We start from the raw sequence: 20503 nt of genomic DNA, 5'->3' as shown, positions 1-20503 counted from the left end.
GGATCAATTCTCGCGACTCCGATGTGCTGTGTACGGGCCGGCAGACCGGCCCCCGTACACGGCGGAAGGAGAGAACGATGGCGCAGAACGCAGTAGTCACAGCGGGCACCCGGGGGATAGGCGCGGAGGTCGCGCGGGAGCTGGTCCGGCGCGGTTACACGGTGACCGTGGTGGGCCGTGACGCGGTGCACGGGCAGGAGGCAGCCCGCCGGATGGGCGGCGCGCGATTCGTCCAGGCGGACCTCTCGGCGCTCGCCGAGGTCCGCGCGCTCGGCGAACGACTCGCTGCCGAAGGCCCGCTCCAGCTCCTGGTGAACAACGTGGGCGGCATGTGGTCCGAACGCTGGGAGACGGCCGACGGCATCGAGGCGAGCTTCGCGGTCAACCACCTGTCCCCGACGGTGCTGACCGAGGCGCTGCTCGACGCGCTGCGCGCCGGCGGCCCGAGCCGGGTCGTCGACGTCACGTCGTCGTCCATCGGCACCCTGACCGGGCCGCCCGCGTACGACGACGTCGAACCGGACGAGTACTACGGGATGGCCGTCTCGGGCCGGGCCAAGCTCGCCCACCTCGCATACACCCTGGACCTGGCCGGACGGCTGCGGGGCACCGGCGTCTCGGTGTTCGCAGCAGATCCGGGGGCCGCGGCCACGCCCAACGCCGCGGAGATGACCCCCGAGATCCTGCCGCCGGCCCTGCGTCCCCACTGGCAGCAGATCCTGGACCTCCAGCGCCCAGCCGCCGAGGCCGCCCGCACCGTGGTGTTCGCCGCCACCGACTCGTCGCTGGCGGACCGGACCGGCGTCGTCCTCGATCCGGAGTGCCGGCCGTCGGACGCCCTGACCGGCGCGATCACCCCCGACCTCCTCGCGGCCTCCCAGGCTCTCACCGAACGGGTGCTCAAGGACACCCTCTGAACGAGGTCCCCGCCGTCTAGGCTGTCCGAGTGGTGACCATCGGCTATGCCGCGATGCTCGAACAGTTCGCGCCCCGGGAGGCCGTGGAGCTGGCGGCGCTCGCCGAGGCGCACGGCTTCTCCGGCGTCATGGCGGCGGACCACTTCCAGCCCTGGACCCCTGCCCAGGGGCAGGCGGGCTTCGTCTGGAACGTGCTCGCGGCGGCCGCCGAGCACACCACTGGCGACCTGGGCCCTGTGACGGCGCCGACGTTCCGGTGGCACCCCGCGGTGGTCGCCCAGGCGTCGGCGACGCTGGCGGCGATGAACCCGGGCCGGCACTGGCTGGGGGTCGGCTCGGGGGAGGCCCTCAACGAGCACGTGGTCGGCGGCTACTGGCCGGAGGCCGCCGAGCGGATCAACCGCATGTTCGAGGCGGTGGAGATCATCAAGAAGCTGTTCGCCGCATCGCTGGCCGGACGCGACGTGAAGCATGCGGGAACGTACTTCAAGCTGGAGTCGACGCGGCTGTGGACGATGCCGGCGGTGGCTCCCGAGATCCTGGTCGCGACGGCGGGTCCGGTCACCGCCCGCCGTGCGGGGCGGACGGCGGACGGGCTGATCACGCAGGCGGCGCCCCTCGACCGCATGGCGTCGCTGCTCACCCGGTTCGCCGACGGTGTCCGCGAGTCCGGCCGTGACCCGGGGCGGATGCCGAAGGCGCTGCAGCTCCACCTCTCCTGGGCGCCCACGCACGACGAGGCGGTGGCCAACGCCCTGACCGAGTGGCCGGTGGGCGGCATGCGGTTCCCGCGGTCCGACATCCGCTCGCCGCACGACTTCGCGCAGCTCGCGCGGATGGTGCGCCCCGAGGACTTCGAGGGACGCGTGCTGATCTCCGCCGACCCGGACGAGCACCGGGCCTCGATCCAGCGGTACGTGGACCTCGGGTTCGACCGCATCTACCTGCACAACGTGGGCCGCAACCAGCGCGAGTGGATCGAGACGTTCGGCCGAGAGGTGCTGCCCAAGCTCGTGCGGTGACGCGCTGCTCGCGGTCGGCGGGGCGACCTCCGGGCATCACGGAGTGACGGCCCAGTGGTAGCCGTAGCCGAACTTCTCCTGCTTCACCTCTACCGCTGCCAGCGGACCGACGTCGGGCAGCGTCACGGTGACGGTCACCGGGTTGACGTCCATGAGGTTGCCCTGGGTCCAGAAGGTGTCCTCCGCCGACGCGTCCGCGGGTGTGCTCTTCTGGGCCGTCCCGTCCCGCCCGACGGCGTAGATCCCGAGATGTGCGCTCGGCGTCGGGTTGCCGTACTCCTCCGTGCCCGTCTGGTCGCACGCGAGCGTCAGCGTCGCCCGCCGGCCCTCCACCCCGACCACGCTGGCGACCCAGCACGAGCCGGCGTCCAGATGCTTGACCGTTCCCTGTGCCCAGGGATGGTCCTGAGTGCCGTCGGCGGCCAGCTGGACGGGGCTCGGGCTGTTCTGCGGCGGCGCCGTGGTCAGCGTCTGCCCGCTACCGCTGGGCTCCCGGTCGTCGTCGGTGAGCGAGCTCCAGACGCCGAACGCGGCCCCGGCCAGCACCGCCGTCCCGGCGACCAGCGAGCCCAGGACCATCAGGGGCCGCCGTCGGCGTGCGCGGTGTCCGTCGCTCCGTAGTACGCCGCTCTGTCGTACGCGGCGCTCGGCGCCGCGGCCCCGCCGCGGCCTGGCCAGGGGAAGCGTGGCGCCGGCCGGCTCGGCAGCGCCGAGCGAGTGCAGGATCGCGTCGAGGGTCGGGCGATGCTCCGGGTCCTTGACGAGGAGTGAGTCGAGGAACGGGCGCAGGTACGGGGGACAGTCGTCGTAGGACGGCGAGGACGCGGCTACCCGGTACAGCACCACTGCCGGGTGGTCGCCCTCGAAGAGGTGGTTTCCGGTCGCGGCGTAGTACGCCAGCGCGCCCAGCGCCCACACGTCCGCGGCCGACGTCGTCCGGTTGCCCGACGCCTGCTCCGGAGCCATGTACATCGGGGTCCCGACCGGCTGCCCGGTCATGGTCAGCCGGGTCGCGCCGACCGAGGCGACGACGCCCAGGTCGATCAGGCGCGGACCGTCCGGGCCGAGGATCACGTTGGCCGGCTTGACGTCGCGGTGGACCAGGCCGGCGCGGTGGATCTCGTGCAGCGCCTCGGCGACCCCGGTGACCAGGCGCCGCACCTCGTCCTCCGACAGCGGACCCTGGGCGGCGAGGGCCTGCGAGAGGGTCGGCCCGGGGACGTAGTCGGTGGCGAGCCAGGGCAGCTCCGCGTCGGGATCGGCGTCGACCAGGTTCGCGATGAACGGGCTGCGGACCTTGGCGGCAGCCCGCACCTCCCGCCGGAAGCGCGCGCGGAACTCGTCGTCGTGGAGCTGGGCGCCCCGGATCAGCTTGATCGCGACCTGCTCCCCGCGACGGGTGGTCCCGAGATAGACGTCGCCCATGCCGCCGCTGCCGAGCCGGCTCCGGACCCGGAACGGCCCGATCGTGCGGGGATCGCCGGACCGCAGGGCGGCCGGCTCGGGTACGGGAACCGTCCTCTGAGCGGGCGGGTCGTGCAGCACCGGACGCTTCCCCCATCGATCGCAGTACGAACCAGGCACAGCTGAACCAGACAGGTGTGGCCTGGACGCCTGGCAGAGTACCGCGCCGGCACGGTCGCTCGCCTTGATACAACGGCCACAAGCGGACGCCGCGCTCCGGTGCGCGGTCGTGGTGTGAGGATGGTCCCCGTGGAACGACTCAGCATCTGGGCCCCCGACGGGCTGCCCGAGATCAGCCCCGGCGACGACCTCGGCGAGCTGATCGCCGGCCTCCTGGCGGCGCAGGACGAGCAGGACCGGCCGCAGGACGGCGACGTCGTCGTGGTGACCTCGAAGATCGTGTCCAAGGCGGAGGGGCGTGTCGTAGCAGCCGACGACCGCGAGCAGGCCATCACCGACGAGACCGTCCGGGTGGTCGCCCAGCGGCAACGCCCCGGACTGCCGCCGCTGCGGATCGTCGAGAACAAGCTCGGCCTGGTGATGGCCGCGGCGGGCGTGGACGCGAGCAACACCCCGGAGGGCACTGTCCTGCTGCTGCCCGTCGACCCGGACGCCTCGGCCCGGACGATCCGCGCCGCGCTCACGCAGCGGCTCGGTCTGGGCCGCGTCGGCGTGGTCGTCACGGACACGGCCGGCCGGCCCTGGCGTGACGCCCTGGTCGACATCGCGATCGGCTGCGCGGGGATCGCGCCCACGGACGACCTGCGCGGCAGCACCGACGCCCACGGTCGCCCGCTCAACGTGACGGTCACCGCCGTCGTCGACGAGATCGCGGCGGCGTCCGAGCTGGTCCGGGGCAAGTCGAGCGGGCGCGCGGTCGCCGTCGTGCGGGGTATGGGCCACCACGTCACCGCCGACGACGGCCCGGGTGCCCGCGTCCTGGTGCGCAGCAGCGCCGACGACCTCTTCCGCGAGGGTTCGGCCGAGGCCTACGCCCGAGGCCTGGCGGACGGCGGGACGCCGACCGGCTGACCCGCCGGGTCCCGGTGTACCCAGTGATCCCGCCCGAACGTCGCTCGATTCCGGGCCGGATCACTGGGCTGGGGGACGGCGGCCGGTGGCGCCCCGTCGATCAGAGAGACGGGCGGCGCGAGGTCATCCTGACGACCGGCGACGTGTCGTCCCGGTCCTCGGGGGTGACGGTCACCGACCAGTCCGGCTCCGGTCCGCCGCTCTCGGCAGAGTCCGACGCCGATACCGGGTTCGGGGCCGAGTCCGACCCTGACGCCGCCGCCGGGTTCGAGTCCGAGGTCGGGTCCGCGGCCGACGTCGGTTCGGAACCCGACCCCGACCCCGACTCTGACCCCGACTCCGGAGCGGGCGGCGGAGGCGCTGCGGGGACTCCGCGCGGCGGCGTGGGCGTTCCGGAGTCGGCGGTCGGAACCGGCGCGCGGGGTGCGGGGGCATCGGGGTACACCACACCGGCCTGCGGCGGAGCTGCTGGTGCCGGGGCGGCTGGCTGCGGAGCGGCGGGCGCAGGACCAGCAGGCGACGAACCAGCGGGCGCAGGACCAGCCTGCGGTGGACCAGCCGGTGCCGGTGCCGCACCTGCCGGCGGCACAGCGCTCTGCGGAGCGACGACCGGCGTCGGCGCCGACGGGACTGCCGGCGTCGGACCACCCGACGGAGCGACGACCGGCGTCGGGGCCGTGCCCACCGAAGGCCCGGGAACGCCCGGCGACGGCTGCCCGTCGGCCGGCCGCGGGGAAGGAACGGTTACCGGCGTCGTCCTGGCCGGCACCGAAACACCCGCCCCGCCCCGGGTTGGCGAGGCGACCGGGTCGACGTCGGGCAGCGGGGACTCCAGCAGGACCACGTCCACGCGCGACTCCCGCATCTCCCGGCAGGTCGCGAGGCCGATACCGCCCACGTAGTCCTCGAGCGTCTGCAGCAGCTTGAGCGGCGTGGCCAGGATCATGTGGAACCCGAACGCCGCGAACGTGTCCATGGCGGTGCGGGTGAACGCCGTGTCCGCCTTGTCGAACGCCTCGTCCAGGAGGATCGAGCCGAAGGCGGGCGTCGCGGAGTCCGAGGCGCCGGCGAGCTGGTACCGCAGGGCGGCGGCCAGGCAGAAGACGACGAGCTTCTGCCGCTGGCCGCCGGAGAGACCGGCGGAGGAGTCGTGCACGGCCAGCGCGATACCGCCCGCCGTGACCTCGACGCCCGTGAAGTGCACGTGCCGCCGGGTGTCGAGGCACAGCGCACGCCACGCCCGGTCGGCGGGATCGCTCGTCCCGAGGCGGCGCACCAGGCGCTCCAGCACCTCGTACTCCGGCTCGGTGTCGCTGGTGAGGGCGTCGAGGGTCGCGAGGAACTCCTCGACGGCCGCGGGCCTGCGCTCCTTGACGCGGATCTCCAGGAACCGGTCGGTGTCGAAGGGGGAGCGGCGCAGGGACGTGTTGACGCCGACGATCCGCTCCCGGATGGCCGCGGGTGCCTGCCGGATCTCGGCGGCGAGCTTGCGCAGCGCGCGCCGGGCCTGGTCGGTGAGGAGGTCCGAGAATCGCGCCTCCTGCTCCGGGAGCCGCGACGTGCGGATGCGCTCCAGCACCTCGAGATACCGCGAGCGGTCGCCGACCTGCGCCGTCAGGTCGCGGGTGATGGCCGGCCAGCGGCGGCGGAACTCGGCGAGCAGCCCGACGATCTCCCGCTCGGCGGCACCGGAGGTGCGCAGCCCGGCCTCCCGCTCCGCGTCGAGCGTGCGGGACACGGTGAGCGAGACGTCGTCGATCACCTCGTGCGTCACCGTCTTGCGGACGGCGGCGTACCGCTTCTCCAGCTCCTCGCGGTGCGCGAGCGGGATGGCGTTGGTCGGGGCGTCACCGAGCTCGGCGACCACGCGCTCCAGCGAGCGACGGTGCGCGCGCGCCTCAGCGAGCGTGTCGGCGGCCACCGCCGCGGCCGCGCGGGCCTGGTCCAGGCGGGTCTCGGCCGCCGCGACGTCCTGCGACGCCTGCAGCAGGTCCATCGTGCCGTCGAGCAGCCTGTCGAACGACGCCTGCGCGTCGGTCAGGTCGGCCTCGGCGGTCTCGATGTCCACCTCGCGCCACTCCCGGCGGGCCACGTGCCGCAGCGTCAGCTGGCGGCGCACGGCCTCACGCTGCTCGGCGACGGCGTCGGCCACGGCGGCGTCGGCCTCCGCGAGGCGCGCCTGCGTCGCCCGGGCGAGCTCCAGGAGCTGGTCGAGGCGGTCGTCGGCGTCCCAGCCGAGCGCCCAGTCCTCGACACCGGGCAGCAGCGGCTGCTCGATCTCCTCGGGCCCGTGCTTGATCAGGCCGGCACGGGTCACCGCACGCTCGTGCCGGTCCAGCCCGGACGGGTCGTCCACGCACAGGTAGTCGTACTGCTCCGACAGGCGCCGGTGCAGCCAGCCCGACATCGGGCCGTCCTTCACCTCGACCTTGTGCACCAGCGAGGCGGAGTCCGTGGAGCGCGGCGCGTCGTTGCGCACGCCGACCACGCGGTAGCGCAGGCCCGGCCCGGCCCCGACGGCGCTCGCGACGGCCGCGCGGTGCGCGGGGGCCACGAGCACGACGGTGGCCAGCGGCCGCAGCACCCCCTCGATCACGGGGCGCCAGTCGGCGTCCTCCTCCCGGACGCGCAGCAGCTCGGCCGCGAACGGGAGCGCGGAGATCTCGAGCCCCGCGGCCTCGGCCACGGCCCGGCGGGCCGCCGCGAGCTCCGCGGGCACGTTCGTCTGGGTCTGCCGTACCGCCTGGATCCGCGTGGCGACGGCCTCGTGCCGCAGTCCGACGGCGGAGCGCGCCGCCAGCGCCTCCCGGATCCTCGTGTCGAACGCCTCGGGCGCACGCGACCGCCCGACCGTCGCGAGAGCGCCGGTGGTGACGGCGGGCAGCGCACCGGTCGCGACCCCGGCGGCCGACGGGACCGGGGCCGTGACGGCGGGCACCTGCCCCGTCGAGTGGGCGGGCGTGTGAGCGGGGGCGACGGCGGGAAGGGCGCCCGTCAGCGTCGGCACCGAGCCGGTGGCCAGCGGCCGGGCGCCGCCGAGCTCCCACCTGGCCTTCTCCTTGAGCGCCGCGAACTCCGCGAACGTCTCGGGCATGTTCATGCCCACGGACTGCAGGTCGGTGGAGAGCTCACCGCGCCGCGTACGGACCAGGGCGGCGATCTCGCCGGCCCGCTGGAGGCGGTCGGCCTGCGTGGCGAGCGCCTGGCCGCCCCGGGCGCCGAGCACGTTGACGGCCTGCTGGTGGGTGTTCGCCGCGACGTCGACCTCGGTGTCCGCGGCCTGGCGGTGGTGCTGCGCCCGGTCCTCGGCCGCCCGCGCCTCCGCCAGCGCGCCGTGCGCCAGGTCGAGCTTCCACGCGTCCTTGAAGGTCTCCAGCGACCCGCGCAGCGTGGCCGCGCGCACGCCGGCCGACGACCCCTCGTCGTACGCCTTCGTCAGGGTCGCGAGCCGACTCAGGTGCTCGATCTGCCGGCGCGAGGTCTCGATGTCGGCGTAGGCCCGCGCCACGTCCGCGAACTGGTCCACGGCCTGCGCCGCCAGCTCGAACGTGCTCGGCTCGTCGAGCATGTGCCCGCGGAACAGGTCGTCCAGGCTGCCCAAATTCTTCGCCGACTGGGTGCGGTGCAGCAGCACCAGCGCCTGCTCCGAGCCGATCCCCAGCGCCTGCGTGAACGCCGCGGCGAACGGCCCGTGCCGCTCGCTCACCGTCGCCGTGGGCCAGGCGCCGGTCACACCGGCGACGTCGGGCCCGGACCGGACGTACCGCTCGAACTCCAGCAGGCCCACGTCGTCCGGCACCACCACGTGCAGCATGGACGGGGCCGAGGACCCGCGCGTCAGGTGGAACAGGCGCACCAGCGTCACGGCGGCGTCCGGCGCGTCGGTGCCGTTCGAGTAGTGCAGCAGGATGCCCGACCACGTCGCACCCGAACGCAGGTGGTCGGCGACCACCTCGCCCGTGCTCTCGTCGGTGCGGTGCCGCCAGGCGCCGCGCACGTACGAGACGATGTCGCGGTCGCCCGCCTCGCGCTCGGTCGCGCCCGTGCCGGCGGCCGCCACGTTGAACCGCAGGTGCTCCGGCGGGGTCAGGACCGCCGCGACGGCGTCGACCAGCGACGACTTGCCGGAACCCGAGTGGCCGGTGAGCAGGAACCCCTCGCGGGGGACCGGCACCACGTGGTGCCCCGAGAACGTGCCCCAGTTGACCAGCTCGACGCGCGCGAGGCGCCACTGTCCGGGGTGGGGCGTGTTCATGCGCTCTCCTTCGCCAGTCGTGCGTACTCGGCGCTCAGCGCCGCTACCTGGTCCGCACCGAATACGGTCCGCAGCACCGGCGAGACCACGCACCGGTCCCCGCTGAGCGGCTCCAGCATGCCCGACTCGGTCAGCCGGGCCCACGTCGCGTCCAGCTGCCGCGTGAAGTCCATGGGTGAGCCCCCGCCGCGCCGCCGGTACTGGCCGAGATGGTCGGCCGCCTCGTCGCGGCTGACCGCGACCCGCCCGTCCGGCGAGTCCAGCAGCAGGGCACGCAGGTGCAGCAGCAGCGCGGTGTCGAGGAACGTGAGCGTCAGCTCGCGCACGACCTGCGGCGCGTCCGCCGCCGGCACGTCGCGCACGAATGCGACCTGCGCGTCGGCGTCGACCACCAGGTCGAGGTACTGGTCGGAGAGGCGCTCGCGGACCATGTCCTCGTGCGACAGGAGCGCACGCCAGGTGTCCGGGTCGGACTCTGCGGCCAGGTAGGGCCCGCGCACGAGGCGGGCCAGCGCGAGCCGGGCCGGGGCGGGCAGCGTGCCGTGATCACCCGGCCAGAGGTGCGCGCCGGTACCGGCGTCGTTCCCGGTGTCCGGGACGGCTCCGCTCCCGATGCCCGACGACACGCCGCCGCCGGCCGGCCGGCCTGGCCGGGCACTGGTGAGGTCTGTGGTGCCGGGCGTCGCCTGGCCGGTTCCTGTCACGGTGGGTTCGGTCACGGGACATGCTCCTCGAACTGGTGCTGGGGTAGTACGGCCCGTCGCACGACACCGCGCGAGGACCGCCAGTTCACGTCTTCGTTCTTTCCGGTGGCCACGCCGTTCTGCTCGGCGAGCGTCAGCAGGCCGACGACGCTCGCCGCGCCCTGGGTGGCCGGGTGCGCGGCGAGCACGGACGCGACGGTGGCACGGCCCACTGCCGCGACCCGCTCGTTCACGTGCCCGCGCAGCTCGTCCACGTCGATCTCGGAGTCGCGGGCCATCGCCCGCAGCGCCGAGAGCGAGACGATCCGGGGCGGGGGAGTGGGCGCGGCGGGCGGTGCTTCCGCGTCCTCCCCGCCCGGGTTGTGCGGCTGCAGGCCGCCCACGGACCGGGGTGCGACGGTGCCGAGCGGCAGCCTGAGGCGCATCTCGGCCCCGGGCGCGACGTCGGGGGCTGCGGCGAGGGCCGCGTCCTGCGCCTGGCCGAGCAGACGGCGCAGGGCGCGCTCGGCGGGCAGCTCGCCGGACCGGACCATGCGCTGCAGGGCGCGGCGCAGGCCGGCCATCGTGTCGGTGAGCTCGTCGGCGGCGTCCTGCAGCGTGGGCAGCAGACGGCGCAGCGCCGATGCCTCGGCGGGTGCCAGGTGGACCGTGTCGAGGACCCGGCCGACGTCGTCCTGCGCCGTGTGCTCCGTCTGCCGCAGGAGGTCGCGGAACGCGACCAGGCCGCGCCCCGCCTCGGACTCGGCGAGGTGGTCCACGCCGCGGTAGATGTCGTCGAGGAACGTGTCGCGCGAGCCGTCGGACTCCAGGAGGCGGCGCCGCAGCTCGCGGTCCGTGCGCTCCAGGTCGGTGCGGACGCGGGCCAGGTCGGCGGGGATGTCGCCGGCCAGGGCGAGGATCTCGCGGGCGCGTTCGGCGGCGGACTCAGGGGGCAACGGGTCCGAGTCGCCCCGGCGGGCCCGCTCGATCCTGGCGTCCAGGGCGGCGCGCTGCTCCAGCAGGGACGCGAGCCGTGTCTCAGGGTCGGGGTCCGCATCGGAGGCGAGCGTGTGCAGGCCGTCGAGGATCGTGCTGAGCCTGGAGGGCGTCACCGCCGGGTGAGGTCTGCTCAGCCGGGAGACGAAGCGGACGGCGAGCAGGGCGCCGTCGGACAGCTCGACGGTCTCGGTGCCGGGTTCGCCCGCCACCTGCGCGGCCCGCCGCCGCACGAGCACTCCCTCGTCGATCCACTCGGAGACGTAGAAGTAGCCGGAGTAGGGCAGCTCGAAACCGGCGCGGCGCAGCTCGGGCAGGTCGTCGTCGATCCGGTCCGCGAGCTGCTCCACGGGCAGCCTGCGGCGGGAGGCGCCGAGGTTGCGGTCCAGCAGGACGACGGCGGCCGCGGCGTTCCTCGAGCGCAGCAGCACCCACGCGGGGTGCTCCTGCAGGAGGGCGCGCACGCTGCGCGCCGCCTGGCCGCGCCGACCTGAGCCGTGCCCGGCGGACTGCCGGGACACGGCCGCGTCACCCGGTGTGCTCGCTGTGCCCATGGGGGCTGAGAGTAGTAGGCCAACGTGTCGGAGCGGCACCCCCGGCGGAATCCGTGACACCTGCCCTGTCGATGAGCCGCGACGGCCATAGACGTATAGAGTCAGTCGCACAGGGCTTGCCGGAAAAAAGATCTTCACTTTCCGGGAGGCCCTGTCGTGCGTCATGGCACGTTTTCGATGGCCGAGCGTCGACGGGAGGGGCGTCTTGCTCACCACTGCAGCCCAGATCGTTGTCAGGATCCGTGCCGAGCGAGGGCTCAGCATGAGTTCGCTGGCAGTGCTGGCGGGCGTACCCACGTCGACGATCAGCCGTATCGAGTCCGGTCAGGTGGAGCCCACGCTCGGCATGATCCGGCGCATCGCACTGGGCGCGGGCTACCACCTGCACCTGCAGTACTACGACCTGTTCTCGGGCAAGCTCGAGGACCACGTCGTCGGGGCCACGACCGCCGAGGGGCGGAACGAGGGCGAGGACGATCCTGACCGCTAGAGCAGGTCCGCCGTTGTCCGTTACCTTGTGTCCTTATGGGGTGTCTGCGCGGGGGGCGCGAGAGCTGCGGTGGAGGGCCTGGCCCGCATGTTCCTGCTGGTAGTGAAATAGCGCGTCATTACCGCGGAATCCCGGCCCGTACCCACACTCAGATTGTGCCGGTCATTCCTCCGAGCAATATGGTCGTCATATGCCGAACGTCATGATCCCCGCCGAAGTGCGGGAGGACGTAGAGACGCTGTGGGCGTTCCACGACCTGCAGCACGAGCCGCGACCGGTCGACGTCTGCATCGGTCTGGGCGGTCACGACCTCGGCGTGGCCGACTACACGGCCGACCTCTACCTCGACGGGCTGTTCCGGCAGATCGTCTTCACGGGCGCCAACGCGCCCACCACCATCGACGCCTTCCCGGAGGGTGAGGCGTTCGGCTACCGCGACCACGCCATCGCCCGCGGCGTGCCGGGCACCGCGATGCTCGTCGAGCCGGCCGCGACCAACACGAGCGAGAACCTCGAGCTGAGCCGCAAGCTGCTCGCCGAGCACGGGATCGAGCCCTCCTCCGTGCTGCTCGTCTCCCACCCGTACCAGCAGCGGCGCGCGTTCGCGACGTGCCGGGTCGTGTGGCCCGAAGTGGACGTGCGGTGCGTGTCCCGCCCGATGCCGCTCGACGAGTACGTCCGGATCAACGGTGACGCCGACCGGGTGGTCGACATGCTCGTCGGCGAGACGCAGCGCCTCACGCTGTACGCGGAGCTCGGCTTCATCTACCACGAGGAGGACGTGCCGGACGACGTGGTGGTCGCCTTCGACCGCCTCGTGGCCGCGGGGTACACGTCACGGCTCGTGGAGGACCGGCGCCCGATCGACGTGTGAGGTAGACGTCACGAACCGGACGACTCGTACATCCCTGGCGAGTCGTCCGGTTCTCCGTTACCTTCCGGGCATGGGCGATGAGAAGAAGCGCGGCAAGGATCCCAGGAAGTTCACCTGGCAGGAGATCCTGACGTTCATCGCGGGCGCCGGGTACGTGGCCAGCCCGATCGACCTCCTGTCGGAGGGCGTCCTGGGCCCGCTCGGCCTGGGCGACGACGCGATAGCGATCGTCATCGCCGGCGTGACCCTGTTCAAGGCGGTGCAGCGGTTCCGGCAGCACCGGCCGAAGCCGGGCGTCCCCGGGGACAGCACCCCCAAGCAGGGCGGCACGACGCCGGGGGCCGCGCCGTCGGGCAGCGAGACGCCGGGCAAGTACGCGACGGACAAGACCATCCCTGGGACCGCCGAGGACGTGACGCCGGGCCGCAGGCCCAAGCGCTGACACCGGTCGGGAACGGGCGGGCCGGGCGGGTCGTTGGGCGTTCGCGGGATCTGTCAGAATTGAGATTCTGCGTTTTTGCCTGAGGTTTCACCCGATCCACCTTTGACTCGAGGACGACGATGTCACGCACCATCCGCCGGGCTCTCGCACGACTGATCTGGGCCGTCACCGGCTACCGGATGCGCTCGGAACCCGCCCCGACCCGGCCCACGGTGTTCATCGGCGCGCCGCACACGTCCAACACGGACTTCTTCCTGATGCTCGCCATCGCGTTCGACATGGACCTCAAGATCCGGTTCCTCATCAAGGACTCCTGGTTCAAGGGCCCCATGGCCGGCCTGATGCGGTCCCTGGGCGGCATCCCCGTCGACCGGAAGGACCCGGCGAGCATCGTCGAGGAGATCCTCGCGGCCGTCGAGCGGGGCGAGGAGTTCCACCTGGTCGTGACGCCGGAGGGTACGCGCGGCGCCGGTTCGGGCTACTGGAAGTCGGGGTTCTACCGGATCGCGCTCAAGTCCGGTTTTCCGGTGACGCTCGGTTACGTCGACGGCGTGGCCAAGGTCGCCGGACTCGGGCCGAGCATCCAGCTCACCGGCGACGTCCGCGCCGACATGGACGTGATCCGCGAGTTCTACGCGGACAAGTCGGGAGTCAACCCGGCCAACCGCACCGAGCCGCGCCTCCGCTCGGAGGACGAACCCAGCTGAGTGCTGGATATTTGTCGATTCCTGTCCAGTATGTCGACAAATACCCAGCACTCAACGTGCTTGCATGGTTGACGGCGGTGTCGGCATCCGTCCGGGAGTGCGTCCCCTTGGGGCTGGTTACGGCTTCTTACGCGTCCGGTTCGTCGACGACCGGGGCCAGCGAGTCGAGCACGCGCGCCAGCCCGTACTCCCAGGCGTGCTCGGGGCTGGATGCCGCGTTCATCTCCTCGCCGGCGGCGCCGCCCACCCGCTGGGCCAGCGGGTAGTCGTCGCCCAGGTACCCGGCGAGCGGGCCGGCCCACCGGGCCCAGATCTGCGGCATCTCGTCGGCCCGCGGGTCACGTCGACGTGCGCGGGCGGCGGCCCGCACGAAGTCGAGCACGAAGGTGAGCGCGGCGTCGCGGGCGACGTCGTCCAGGGGCAGCGCGTCCAGGGCGTGCAGCTCGTGGTCGTACTTGGCGATGGTGCCGGGGCCGAACGCCGTGCGTTCGTCGTCGATCTCCAGCAGCCAGGGGTGCTCGAGGTGGAGGGCCAGGTTCGCGTCAGCGACCCGGCGCACGCGGGTGCGCCAGCCGGCGTCGCCGTAGGCGGGCAGCGGCATGCGCGCGTGGGCGGCGTCGGCCATCAGGACGAGCAGGTCGTCACGCTCGTTCACGTGCGTGTACACCGACATGGTCGAGATGCCCAGGGCTTCGCCGAGGCGCCGGACCGTGACCGTGGCGAGGCCCTCGGCGTCCGCCAGGGTGCAGGCCGCGTCGACGACCGCACCGGTCGTGACGCGCGACCGCGGGCCGCGCGTGCCGCCCTGCGGGGCGGCCGGATGGTCGCGCCAGAGCAGGTCGATCAGCTCGCGAGGCATGGGTCTCCAGAATCGGTGTGACAGGCCGGGAACATTCTGCAACCATCCTACGTTGTACGCCGTACAGAGTTAATCGCGACGCGAGGAGCCAGCTTGAAGATCACCGAGACCGCCCTGTCCCTCAACGTGCCCGACGTCGCCGCTTCGGCAGAGTTCGCGAAGCAGCACTTCGGATTCACCGAGACGATGTCCGCGGACGGGTTCGTGGCGCTCACGCACCCCACGGCGGGCGTCAACATCGTGTTCCTGCGAGTTGGCCTGGGCACCTTCAAGCCCGAACGCATCGCCGGACCGGCCGGCCAGGGCCTGCTCGTCGCGTTCGTCGTGGAGGACGTCGACACCGAGTTCGCCCGCATCTCCGCCGCCGGGGCGGAGGTCGTCACGCCGCCCGAGACCGAACCCTGGGGCGAGCGCTACTGCCAGTTCGCCGACGCCAACGGGATCGTGTGGCAGCTCGTCCACTGGGTGGCCTGACCGCGCCCGGCTAACCGTGCGCCCAGCCGGACCACCGGGTCACCCGCACCCTGATCAGCGGCCCGTCCGGCCTGCGCTCGCGGTACTGCGGGTACCGCGCGGCGAGCGCGTCCAGCGCCGCCGCGCGGGGCTCGCCCTCGTGCTCGACGGTCGCGGTGCCGTCGGCCCGCACCCACCAGAGGTGTGCCCAGTCGTCGTCGTACCGGTCCACGAGGAACGCGACCCGCGGGTTCTCGGCGAGGTTGCGCAGGCGCTTCAGGTCGCGCGTGGTCTTGGGCTTGTGGTCGACGGCGACCACGACCTCGTCGCCCGTCGGTGCGCCGGCCGCGGTGTCGGACGGCGCATCGCCCGTGGCGCAGTGTGCCGCGCTAAGCACCGCGAACGTCACCGGCACGAGGTGCGGCACACCGTCGGCGTCGGCGGTGGCGAGGTAGGCGTGCCGGGCCGCGGCGAACCGGGTCCGGCAGGCGTCGAGATCGAGGCGCACGACCTCATTCTGCCGAAGCGGGAGCTGTCGACCCCGGCACCTCAGGAGCTGACCATGCAGTTGCTGCCAGTCTGACCCTCGGACTGGCAGCAACCGCATGGTCGACTCCGTGAGCGGTCAGCCCTCGGCGGGCGCGCCCGCCTCGTAGTCGGCGGACAGCGTGACGTCGACGTCGATGTCCCGGGGCTGGAGCTCGACCTGCGCGCCGCCGTCGCCGTCGGACATCATCCCTGCGCGCATGGCGTACATCGGGGTGTGCCCGCCGCCTCCGTTGCCACCGCCGCGCAGGCCCGCCTCGAAGATCGCGACGGGCGCGACCGGGCCGAGCCCCAGGGCGTCCGCGTACGACTGCGCGCGCACCGCCGTCTCCTCGGCCGCCTCGATCCGGGCCTCGGCCAGGAGCGCCTTGCGGGTCTCGTCGGTCAGGTTCCAGGTGATCCGGTCGATCTCCACGCCGTCGACGTCCATGACGTCTGCGAGCCAGGTCGACAGCACCTCGAAGTCGCGAAACGTGACCGACAGCCGCGCCGAGGCGCGGAACCGGCGGATCCGCTGCTTGCCGCCCGTCTGGGAGTTCTTGACCCGGTCGTCGTAGACGTACGAGTGCACCGAGTCGGCGTCCCACCGCTCGGCGGCGCCCGTCGAGACGTGTGCCTTCACCTGCTCCACGAGGATGGTGTGCGTCCTGGCTACCTGCTCCACCACGTCGTTCCGGAGGGTGCCCGAGAACGCGACGTGCAGGTTGACGGTGCCCCGCTCCGCGGGATGGGTACGGGTGGCCTGACCTTCGACGGCGATGCGAGTCATACGCGGAGTCTGCCGACTACGCCGCCCCCTGCGCCACCCGTCAGCCGATGGTGCCCTTGCCCACCGTTCCGCGGACCAGGGTCGGCTCGAGTCCGCAGAACTCCCCGTACCGCGCCGCCTCGGCCTCGATCGCGGCCCAGACCCGCGGAGACGGCTCCTCGGTGAGCTCGACGGTGATCTCCACGCTCTGCGCCTTGAGGACCCGCGACCAGCCGCCGGCGATCATCCCGTCGACGGTCACGAGCCCCATGTACAGCCAGCGACTCGGCATGTCTTCCTGGGTCAGCGGGGGCCAGCCCTTGAAGTCGTGGCAGAAGAGCTCGTCGAACACCGACAGCAGGCGGACCGTGCCCTCCGGAGCGGGTTCCGGCAGGTCGCCGTCGGTCCAGAGGGTCATGCCGGCCAGCTCGTGGCGGGTCAGCCCGGCGTCGGCCACCGCCGCGCGGGCCGCCGTCTTGGTGAGAGTGGCCCACCATGCGGCGTCCTCGGCGCGGCACGGGCCGTGTCCCCGCACGTACGCGCGCACCAGATGGATCCGCGCCTCGTCCTCGTCCCAGGCCTTCTGCTCGGGAAGCAGCCGGTAGGTGGCCTGCTTGCCCTGCATGGGACCGCTCGCGACCAGCAGGTCGAGCTCGGCGTGCATCATGACCTGGCCCAGGTGCCAGCTGTCCACCGGCGCCCCCTCCGCCTCGGCGAGCGCCACGCCGATCTCCTTGCGGGTCAGCGGGCCGACCGCGAGAGCCTCCGCGACCACCGCGTGCCGGCGGGGGAGCAGCGAGTGGTCGAAGTCGCGCGGCCGCTCCGCCGACAGCATCGCCCGGCGCACCCGGGGCGCCGTGACGGTCATCAGGGGCGCGAGGTCGCCGGGGACGACGTAGTGCCAGGTGGGACGCAGGATGTGCGTGCGGAGTATCGACCCGTCGGCGAGCGCGGCCTGTACCCCGGCGAGCGTCGCCGGTGTCGCCAGCCGCTGCGCCACGCCCCACGCGGAGGAGTGCAGCTCCTGCGACTGGACGGCGCCCAGCCGGGCGACGACGGCTGGGACGCCGCCCGCGTCGTCGGGCGGCCGCAGCGTGCCCAGGCCCACCGAGGTGAGCCGGGCGCGCTGGATCTCGCGGATGTCAGACGTAGTAGGCATCGTCGCCGCCGTGGCCCGCCGCTCGGGCGCGGCGATGCTTCACCAGGCTTCGGATCAGCATGATCGCCCCGATCACGAACAGGATCATCACGGGGATGATCGCCAGCGGGGCGAGGACGGACAGGAAGCCGAGACCGATGCTCGTGACGTCCTCCGCGGCGCTGACCACCGGCGCCGCGGTGCCACCGGAGACGGTGTTGGCCACGACCCGCCCGCCGGCCTTCGCGGCATGCGTGCCGAGCGCCAGGACGATGCCCGAGACGATCGGGATCCACTGGCCCGACTGCACGAACGTGCTCGGGTCCGTGACCGTCGCCGTCTCCGACATCGAGCCGGCACCGAAGGCGATACCACCGGCGGTGGGCCGGATGACCGTCTGCACCACGTCGTTGATGGAGTCCAGCACGGGGATCTTGTCCGCGACGAACTCCAGCACCAGGAGGACGGTCAGGATCGCCAGGACCCAGCCGTTCTCCAGCCACGCCCAGCTGCTCGGCAGCGTCACGAGGTCCGTGAAGCGCGAGAGCACGCCGAGGAAGATGAGGGGGATCCAGGCGTTGAGGCCCGCCGACAGGGCGAGTCCGGTTCCGGTGGCAAGTTCGAGCATGACTCGAAGTGTTCCACGGCACACCGACACTCCGGGGCTCGAAAGTGTCCGGTGTGCCCGATCTGTTACCAGAGTGCAGCCCGGGGCGGCAGACCCGGCGGGTCGATCACGGACGTGCGTGCGTAACACCTGGAAGATGCGGACCCCGCGTGGAAGAGTTGCTGCTTCACCGCACTGGTGCGCTGCCCGGGAGGCACTTGATGGTCTGGACGATCTTCGCCGTGGCGTCGGTGGTGCTGCTGGGGCTCTCGGCGGGCGTGTTCTACGGGTTCTCGTCGTTCATCATGGGCGGCCTCGCCCGTGCCTCGGACGAGGCCGCCGGAGCCGGCATGAGCGGCATCAACGAGACGGCACTCCTGCCCCCGTTCATGAGCGTCTTCTTCGGCGCGCTCCTCGTCCCGGTGGGTACCGGCATCTGGGGCCTCGTCGAGGGGCACGACGGCGGCGGCTGGGTCCTCGCTGGTGCCGCCGTCTACCTGGTGGGCACCTTCGGCGTCACCATGGCCCTGAACGTGCCCCTCAACAACCGGCTCCTCGCCGATCACGACAAGGCCGCCGGCTGGCGCGCCTACTGGCGGCCGTGGACCGCGTGGAACCACGTCCGCACGGGTGCGGGCGTCGTGGCGACCGTGCTCGCGGCGGTCGGTCTGCTCTGACCGGTCGGCCTCCGGTGGGGGCGTCGGGGACAATCGAGCACATGCCCGCCATCGACTTTCACCGCACCCTGCCCGGATACCAGCCGACACCGTTGCGGGACGTGCCCGCGCTCGCGGCGGAGCTCGGTGTCGGACGGGTGCTGGTGAAGGAGGAGTCCAGCCGGCTCGGGCTGCCGTCGTTCAAGGTGCTCGGCGCCTCCTACGCGACGGCGCGTGCCCTCGCGGAGCGGTTCGGGCTGCCCGCGGCCACGCTGGACGCGGTGCGCTCCGCCGTCCGAGGCAGCGCCGTCCGGCTGTACGCGGCGACGGACGGCAACCACGGCCGCGCCGTCGCGCACGTGGCGGCCCTGGTCGGTGCCGCCGCGACCATCTACTACCCGCCGGGCATCACGGAGGCCGCCAAGAAGGCGATAGGCGCGGAGGGCGCGCAGGCGGTCGAGGTGGACGGGACGTACGACGACGTCGTGGCTCGCGCGGCGGCCGATGCGGCTGCCGACCCGGACGCGGTGCTGGTGCAGGACACCGCCTGGCCCGGGTACACGGAAGTCCCGCAGTGGATAGTCGACGGCTACGCCACGCTGTGCCTCGAGACCGACGACCAGCTCGCCGCGCTCGGCGTCGCCGGGCCCGACCTGGTGGTCGTGCCGGTCGGCGTCGGCTCGTTCGCGCAGGCAGTGGTGAGCCACTACCGCGGAGCGGGGTCCGACGGCGGCACGCTGCTCGCCGTCGAGCCCGACCGGGCCGCCGGGCTGGTCGCGTCGCTGCGCGCGGGCAGACCCGTCACGGCCCCGCCCGGCGAGACGATCATGACCGGCCTCAACTGCGGCACCGTCTCGGCGCTCGCGTGGCCCGTGCTGCGGGAAGGGCTGGACGGCGCGGTCACCGTCTCCGACGACCAGGCGGCCGCCGCCGTCGACGACCTGGCGCGCCTCGGCGTCGACTCCGGACCCTGCGGCGCGGCGACCCTCGCGGCCGCCCGCCTGGTGCTGGGCCAGTCCGGCTGGCGCGAGGCCATCGGCCTGCGGTCCGACGCCGTGGTGCTGCTCCTGTCGACGGAGGGCCGGGCGGCGAACCCCGTTCCCGAGGGTCGGGTCTGACCCCGTCCGTCCGCCCCCCCATCGCCCGCCAGGAGTGTGCTCGTGCCCGTTTCCCTTCCCGCCGCTCTCGAACCGATCCTGCCGCTGCTGCGCTGCCCGTCGTGCGGCGCCGAGCTGTCGCCCGCCGACGGGGCGCTGCGCTGCCCGCAGCGGCACAGCTTCGACCTCGCCCGGCACGGGTACGTCGGCCTGCTGACCGGCGCTCGCGCGACCAGCGGGGACGACGGGCCGATGGCGCGGGCCCGGCGCGACTTCCTGGCCGCTGGGCGGTACGCGCCCGTCCGTGACGCGGTCGCTGAGCTCGCCGCCGAGGCGGATCTCTCCGGTCGCCCAGGCCGCCAGGCGGGGCCGGCCACGGTGGTCGACGTCGGCTGCGGTACCGGCTACTACCTCGCGGGAGTGCTCGACGCGCTGCCCGACGCCGTCGGCCTGGGCCTGGACACCTCGGCCCACGCGCTGCGGGTGGCGGCCAAGGCGCACGAGCGGGCCGCGGCGGCGACATGGGACGTCTTCCGGCCGTTCCCGATCGCGTCCGAGCAGGTCGACGTGGTGCTCGACGTGTTCGCGCCGCGCAACCCGGCCGAGTTCGACCGGGTGCTGCGCCCGGGCGGTGTCCTGGTCGTGGTGCGGCCCTTCGGTGGGCACCTGGCCGAGCTGCGCAGCCAGGTCACGCAGATGGTGACCGTCGACCCGGACAAGGAGCGGCGCCTGCACCAGGCCCTGGACCCGTACTTCGAGCCCGCGCGCACGGTGGAGGTCGAGTACACGACGCCGCTGACCCGGCAGGAGGCTGTTGACCTGGTGCTGATGACGCCGAGCGCGCGCCACGTCACGGAGGCGGAGCTGGCCGACGACGGCGAGCTGCCTGAGCAGGTGACGGTGTCGGTGCTGGCCACGGCCTATCGCAGGCGGTGACCCTGTGGTGTGCTCCGTCGTCCCTGG

20 protein-coding genes are annotated in these 20503 nt (G+C 73.1%); 11 read left to right on the top strand and 9 right to left on the bottom strand.

Annotation, left to right across the window (positions count from 1 at the left end; translation table 11 throughout):
* Window positions 1-77 precede the first annotated feature (77 nt).
* Together ACNYC2_RS19170 and ACNYC2_RS19165 are read left to right on the top strand one after the other, a co-directional pair.
* The gene (locus ACNYC2_RS19170) at window positions 78-917 is read left to right on the top strand and encodes an SDR family NAD(P)-dependent oxidoreductase (RefSeq protein ID WP_419703321.1); all 840 of its coding nucleotides are present in this window, start codon (window positions 78-80) and stop codon (window positions 915-917) included.
* Window positions 918-946: 29 nt separating this feature from the next.
* Window positions 947-1939 (top strand): TIGR03557 family F420-dependent LLM class oxidoreductase, encoded by a 993-nt coding sequence (locus ACNYC2_RS19165; RefSeq protein ID WP_419703320.1) that lies wholly within the window; start codon window positions 947-949, stop codon window positions 1937-1939.
* A gap of 36 nt (window positions 1940-1975) precedes the next feature.
* Here the strand turns inward: ACNYC2_RS19165 and ACNYC2_RS19160 are convergent, their stop codons facing one another.
* Window positions 1976-3484: a serine/threonine-protein kinase gene (locus ACNYC2_RS19160; RefSeq protein ID WP_419703319.1), complete on the bottom strand. Its 1509-nt coding sequence runs from the start codon at window positions 3482-3484 to the stop codon at window positions 1976-1978.
* 159 nt (window positions 3485-3643) lie between these two features.
* Here ACNYC2_RS19160 and cofE point away from each other — a divergent pair, with 159 nt between their 5' ends.
* The gene (gene cofE / locus ACNYC2_RS19155; protein WP_419703318.1) at window positions 3644-4435 is read left to right on the top strand and encodes a coenzyme F420-0:L-glutamate ligase; all 792 of its coding nucleotides are present in this window, start codon (window positions 3644-3646) and stop codon (window positions 4433-4435) included.
* A gap of 100 nt (window positions 4436-4535) precedes the next feature.
* Here cofE and ACNYC2_RS19150 read toward each other — a convergent pair whose 3' ends face one another.
* From ACNYC2_RS19150 to ACNYC2_RS19140, 3 genes are read right to left on the bottom strand one after another with little or no spacing between them, the layout of a single operon-like run.
* Window positions 4536-8690 carry an ATP-binding protein gene (locus ACNYC2_RS19150; protein ID WP_419703317.1) on the bottom strand — a complete coding sequence of 1385 codons (4155 nt, stop codon included), beginning with the start codon at window positions 8688-8690 and terminating at the stop codon, window positions 4536-4538.
* Window positions 8687-9409 carry a DUF4194 domain-containing protein gene (locus ACNYC2_RS19145; RefSeq protein ID WP_419703316.1) on the bottom strand — a complete coding sequence of 241 codons (723 nt, stop codon included), beginning with the start codon at window positions 9407-9409 and terminating at the stop codon, window positions 8687-8689. Before ACNYC2_RS19145 ends, ACNYC2_RS19150 begins: the two co-directional genes overlap by 4 nt.
* On the bottom strand, window positions 9406-10923 hold the full coding sequence (locus ACNYC2_RS19140; protein WP_419703315.1) for a DUF3375 domain-containing protein: 1518 nt from the start codon (window positions 10921-10923) through the stop codon (window positions 9406-9408). The genes ACNYC2_RS19145 and ACNYC2_RS19140 overlap by 4 nt, the downstream gene beginning before the upstream one ends.
* A 163-nt stretch (window positions 10924-11086) precedes the next feature.
* On the opposite strand from ACNYC2_RS19140, the gene ACNYC2_RS19135 reads away from it, so the two are divergent.
* The 4 genes from ACNYC2_RS19135 (at window position 11087) to ACNYC2_RS19120 (ending at window position 13436) form a co-directional block, all read left to right on the top strand.
* Window positions 11087-11413, top strand: a complete 327-nt coding sequence (locus ACNYC2_RS19135) for a helix-turn-helix domain-containing protein (RefSeq protein ID WP_419703314.1) — start codon at window positions 11087-11089, stop codon at window positions 11411-11413.
* A gap of 190 nt (window positions 11414-11603) precedes the next feature.
* Entirely contained in the window at window positions 11604-12287 is a 684-nt protein-coding gene (locus tag ACNYC2_RS19130; RefSeq protein WP_419703313.1) for a YdcF family protein, read from the top strand.
* A 70-nt stretch (window positions 12288-12357) separates the two neighbouring features.
* Window positions 12358-12729, top strand: coding sequence for a DUF1232 domain-containing protein (locus ACNYC2_RS19125; RefSeq protein WP_419703312.1), 372 nt, complete (start codon window positions 12358-12360; stop codon window positions 12727-12729).
* 119 nt (window positions 12730-12848) lie between these two features.
* Window positions 12849-13436 carry a 1-acyl-sn-glycerol-3-phosphate acyltransferase gene (locus ACNYC2_RS19120; RefSeq protein ID WP_419703311.1) on the top strand — a complete coding sequence of 196 codons (588 nt, stop codon included), beginning with the start codon at window positions 12849-12851 and terminating at the stop codon, window positions 13434-13436.
* Window positions 13437-13563: 127 nt separating this feature from the next.
* On the opposite strand, the gene ACNYC2_RS19115 is transcribed toward ACNYC2_RS19120, so the two are convergent.
* On the bottom strand, window positions 13564-14295 hold the full coding sequence (locus tag ACNYC2_RS19115) for a TetR/AcrR family transcriptional regulator (protein ID WP_419703310.1): 732 nt from the start codon (window positions 14293-14295) through the stop codon (window positions 13564-13566).
* A 93-nt stretch (window positions 14296-14388) separates the two neighbouring features.
* Here ACNYC2_RS19115 and ACNYC2_RS19110 point away from each other — a divergent pair, with 93 nt between their 5' ends.
* A complete protein-coding gene (locus tag ACNYC2_RS19110) occupies window positions 14389-14769 on the top strand; it encodes a VOC family protein (RefSeq protein WP_419703309.1) in 381 nt (126 codons plus the stop codon).
* A 10-nt stretch (window positions 14770-14779) separates the two neighbouring features.
* Here the strand turns inward: ACNYC2_RS19110 and ACNYC2_RS19105 are convergent, their stop codons facing one another.
* The 4 genes from ACNYC2_RS19105 to ACNYC2_RS19090 all read right to left on the bottom strand — a co-directional run bounded on the left by ACNYC2_RS19105 (window position 14780) and on the right by ACNYC2_RS19090 (window position 17808).
* The gene (locus ACNYC2_RS19105) at window positions 14780-15256 is read right to left on the bottom strand and encodes a TIGR03668 family PPOX class F420-dependent oxidoreductase (protein ID WP_419703308.1); all 477 of its coding nucleotides are present in this window, start codon (window positions 15254-15256) and stop codon (window positions 14780-14782) included.
* Window positions 15257-15373: 117 nt separating this feature from the next.
* Window positions 15374-16063, bottom strand: coding sequence for an SIMPL domain-containing protein (locus ACNYC2_RS19100; RefSeq protein ID WP_419703307.1), 690 nt, complete (start codon window positions 16061-16063; stop codon window positions 15374-15376).
* Between the two features lie 40 nt (window positions 16064-16103).
* A complete protein-coding gene (locus ACNYC2_RS19095; protein ID WP_419703306.1) occupies window positions 16104-17201 on the bottom strand; it encodes a winged helix DNA-binding domain-containing protein in 1098 nt (365 codons plus the stop codon).
* On the bottom strand, window positions 17185-17808 hold the full coding sequence (locus ACNYC2_RS19090; RefSeq protein ID WP_419703305.1) for a DUF4126 domain-containing protein: 624 nt from the start codon (window positions 17806-17808) through the stop codon (window positions 17185-17187). The genes ACNYC2_RS19095 and ACNYC2_RS19090 overlap by 17 nt, the downstream gene beginning before the upstream one ends.
* A 200-nt stretch (window positions 17809-18008) precedes the next feature.
* Here ACNYC2_RS19090 and ACNYC2_RS19085 point away from each other — a divergent pair, with 200 nt between their 5' ends.
* The 3 genes from ACNYC2_RS19085 to ACNYC2_RS19075 are packed head-to-tail and all read left to right on the top strand — an operon-like array spanning window position 18009 to window position 20476.
* Window positions 18009-18464 carry a DUF1772 domain-containing protein gene (locus ACNYC2_RS19085; RefSeq protein WP_419703304.1) on the top strand — a complete coding sequence of 152 codons (456 nt, stop codon included), beginning with the start codon at window positions 18009-18011 and terminating at the stop codon, window positions 18462-18464.
* 41 nt (window positions 18465-18505) lie between these two features.
* Window positions 18506-19561, top strand: coding sequence for a diaminopropionate ammonia-lyase (locus ACNYC2_RS19080; RefSeq protein ID WP_419703303.1), 1056 nt, complete (start codon window positions 18506-18508; stop codon window positions 19559-19561).
* Between the two features lie 42 nt (window positions 19562-19603).
* The gene (locus ACNYC2_RS19075) at window positions 19604-20476 is read left to right on the top strand and encodes a putative RNA methyltransferase (RefSeq protein ID WP_419703302.1); all 873 of its coding nucleotides are present in this window, start codon (window positions 19604-19606) and stop codon (window positions 20474-20476) included.
* Window positions 20477-20503 lie beyond the last annotated feature (27 nt).

Source organism: Promicromonospora sp. NFX87 (genome assembly GCF_048564965.1).
Classification (GTDB): Bacteria; Actinomycetota; Actinomycetes; order Actinomycetales; family Cellulomonadaceae; genus Promicromonospora.
This window is presented reverse-complemented; position numbering and strand designations above follow the sequence as displayed.

Coding starts and splice junctions, on each gene's coding strand:
- ACNYC2_RS19170 (WP_419703321.1), top strand. CDS start 78: ATGGCGCAGAACGCAGTAGTCACAGCGGGCACCCGGGGGATAGGCGCG.
- cofE (WP_419703318.1), top strand. CDS start 3,644: ATGGTCCCCGTGGAACGACTCAGCATCTGGGCCCCCGACGGGCTGCCC.
- ACNYC2_RS19150 (WP_419703317.1), bottom strand. CDS start 8,690: ATGAACACGCCCCACCCCGGACAGTGGCGCCTCGCGCGCGTCGAGCTG.
- ACNYC2_RS19140 (WP_419703315.1), bottom strand. CDS start 10,923: ATGGGCACAGCGAGCACACCGGGTGACGCGGCCGTGTCCCGGCAGTCC.
- ACNYC2_RS19135 (WP_419703314.1), top strand. CDS start 11,087: ATGGCACGTTTTCGATGGCCGAGCGTCGACGGGAGGGGCGTCTTGCTC.
- ACNYC2_RS19130 (WP_419703313.1), top strand. CDS start 11,604: ATGCCGAACGTCATGATCCCCGCCGAAGTGCGGGAGGACGTAGAGACG.
- ACNYC2_RS19125 (WP_419703312.1), top strand. CDS start 12,358: ATGGGCGATGAGAAGAAGCGCGGCAAGGATCCCAGGAAGTTCACCTGG.
- ACNYC2_RS19120 (WP_419703311.1), top strand. CDS start 12,849: ATGTCACGCACCATCCGCCGGGCTCTCGCACGACTGATCTGGGCCGTC.
- ACNYC2_RS19115 (WP_419703310.1), bottom strand. CDS start 14,295: ATGCCTCGCGAGCTGATCGACCTGCTCTGGCGCGACCATCCGGCCGCC.
- ACNYC2_RS19100 (WP_419703307.1), bottom strand. CDS start 16,063: ATGACTCGCATCGCCGTCGAAGGTCAGGCCACCCGTACCCATCCCGCG.
- ACNYC2_RS19095 (WP_419703306.1), bottom strand. CDS start 17,201: ATGCCTACTACGTCTGACATCCGCGAGATCCAGCGCGCCCGGCTCACC.
- ACNYC2_RS19090 (WP_419703305.1), bottom strand. CDS start 17,808: ATGCTCGAACTTGCCACCGGAACCGGACTCGCCCTGTCGGCGGGCCTC.
- ACNYC2_RS19085 (WP_419703304.1), top strand. CDS start 18,009: ATGGTCTGGACGATCTTCGCCGTGGCGTCGGTGGTGCTGCTGGGGCTC.
- ACNYC2_RS19080 (WP_419703303.1), top strand. CDS start 18,506: ATGCCCGCCATCGACTTTCACCGCACCCTGCCCGGATACCAGCCGACA.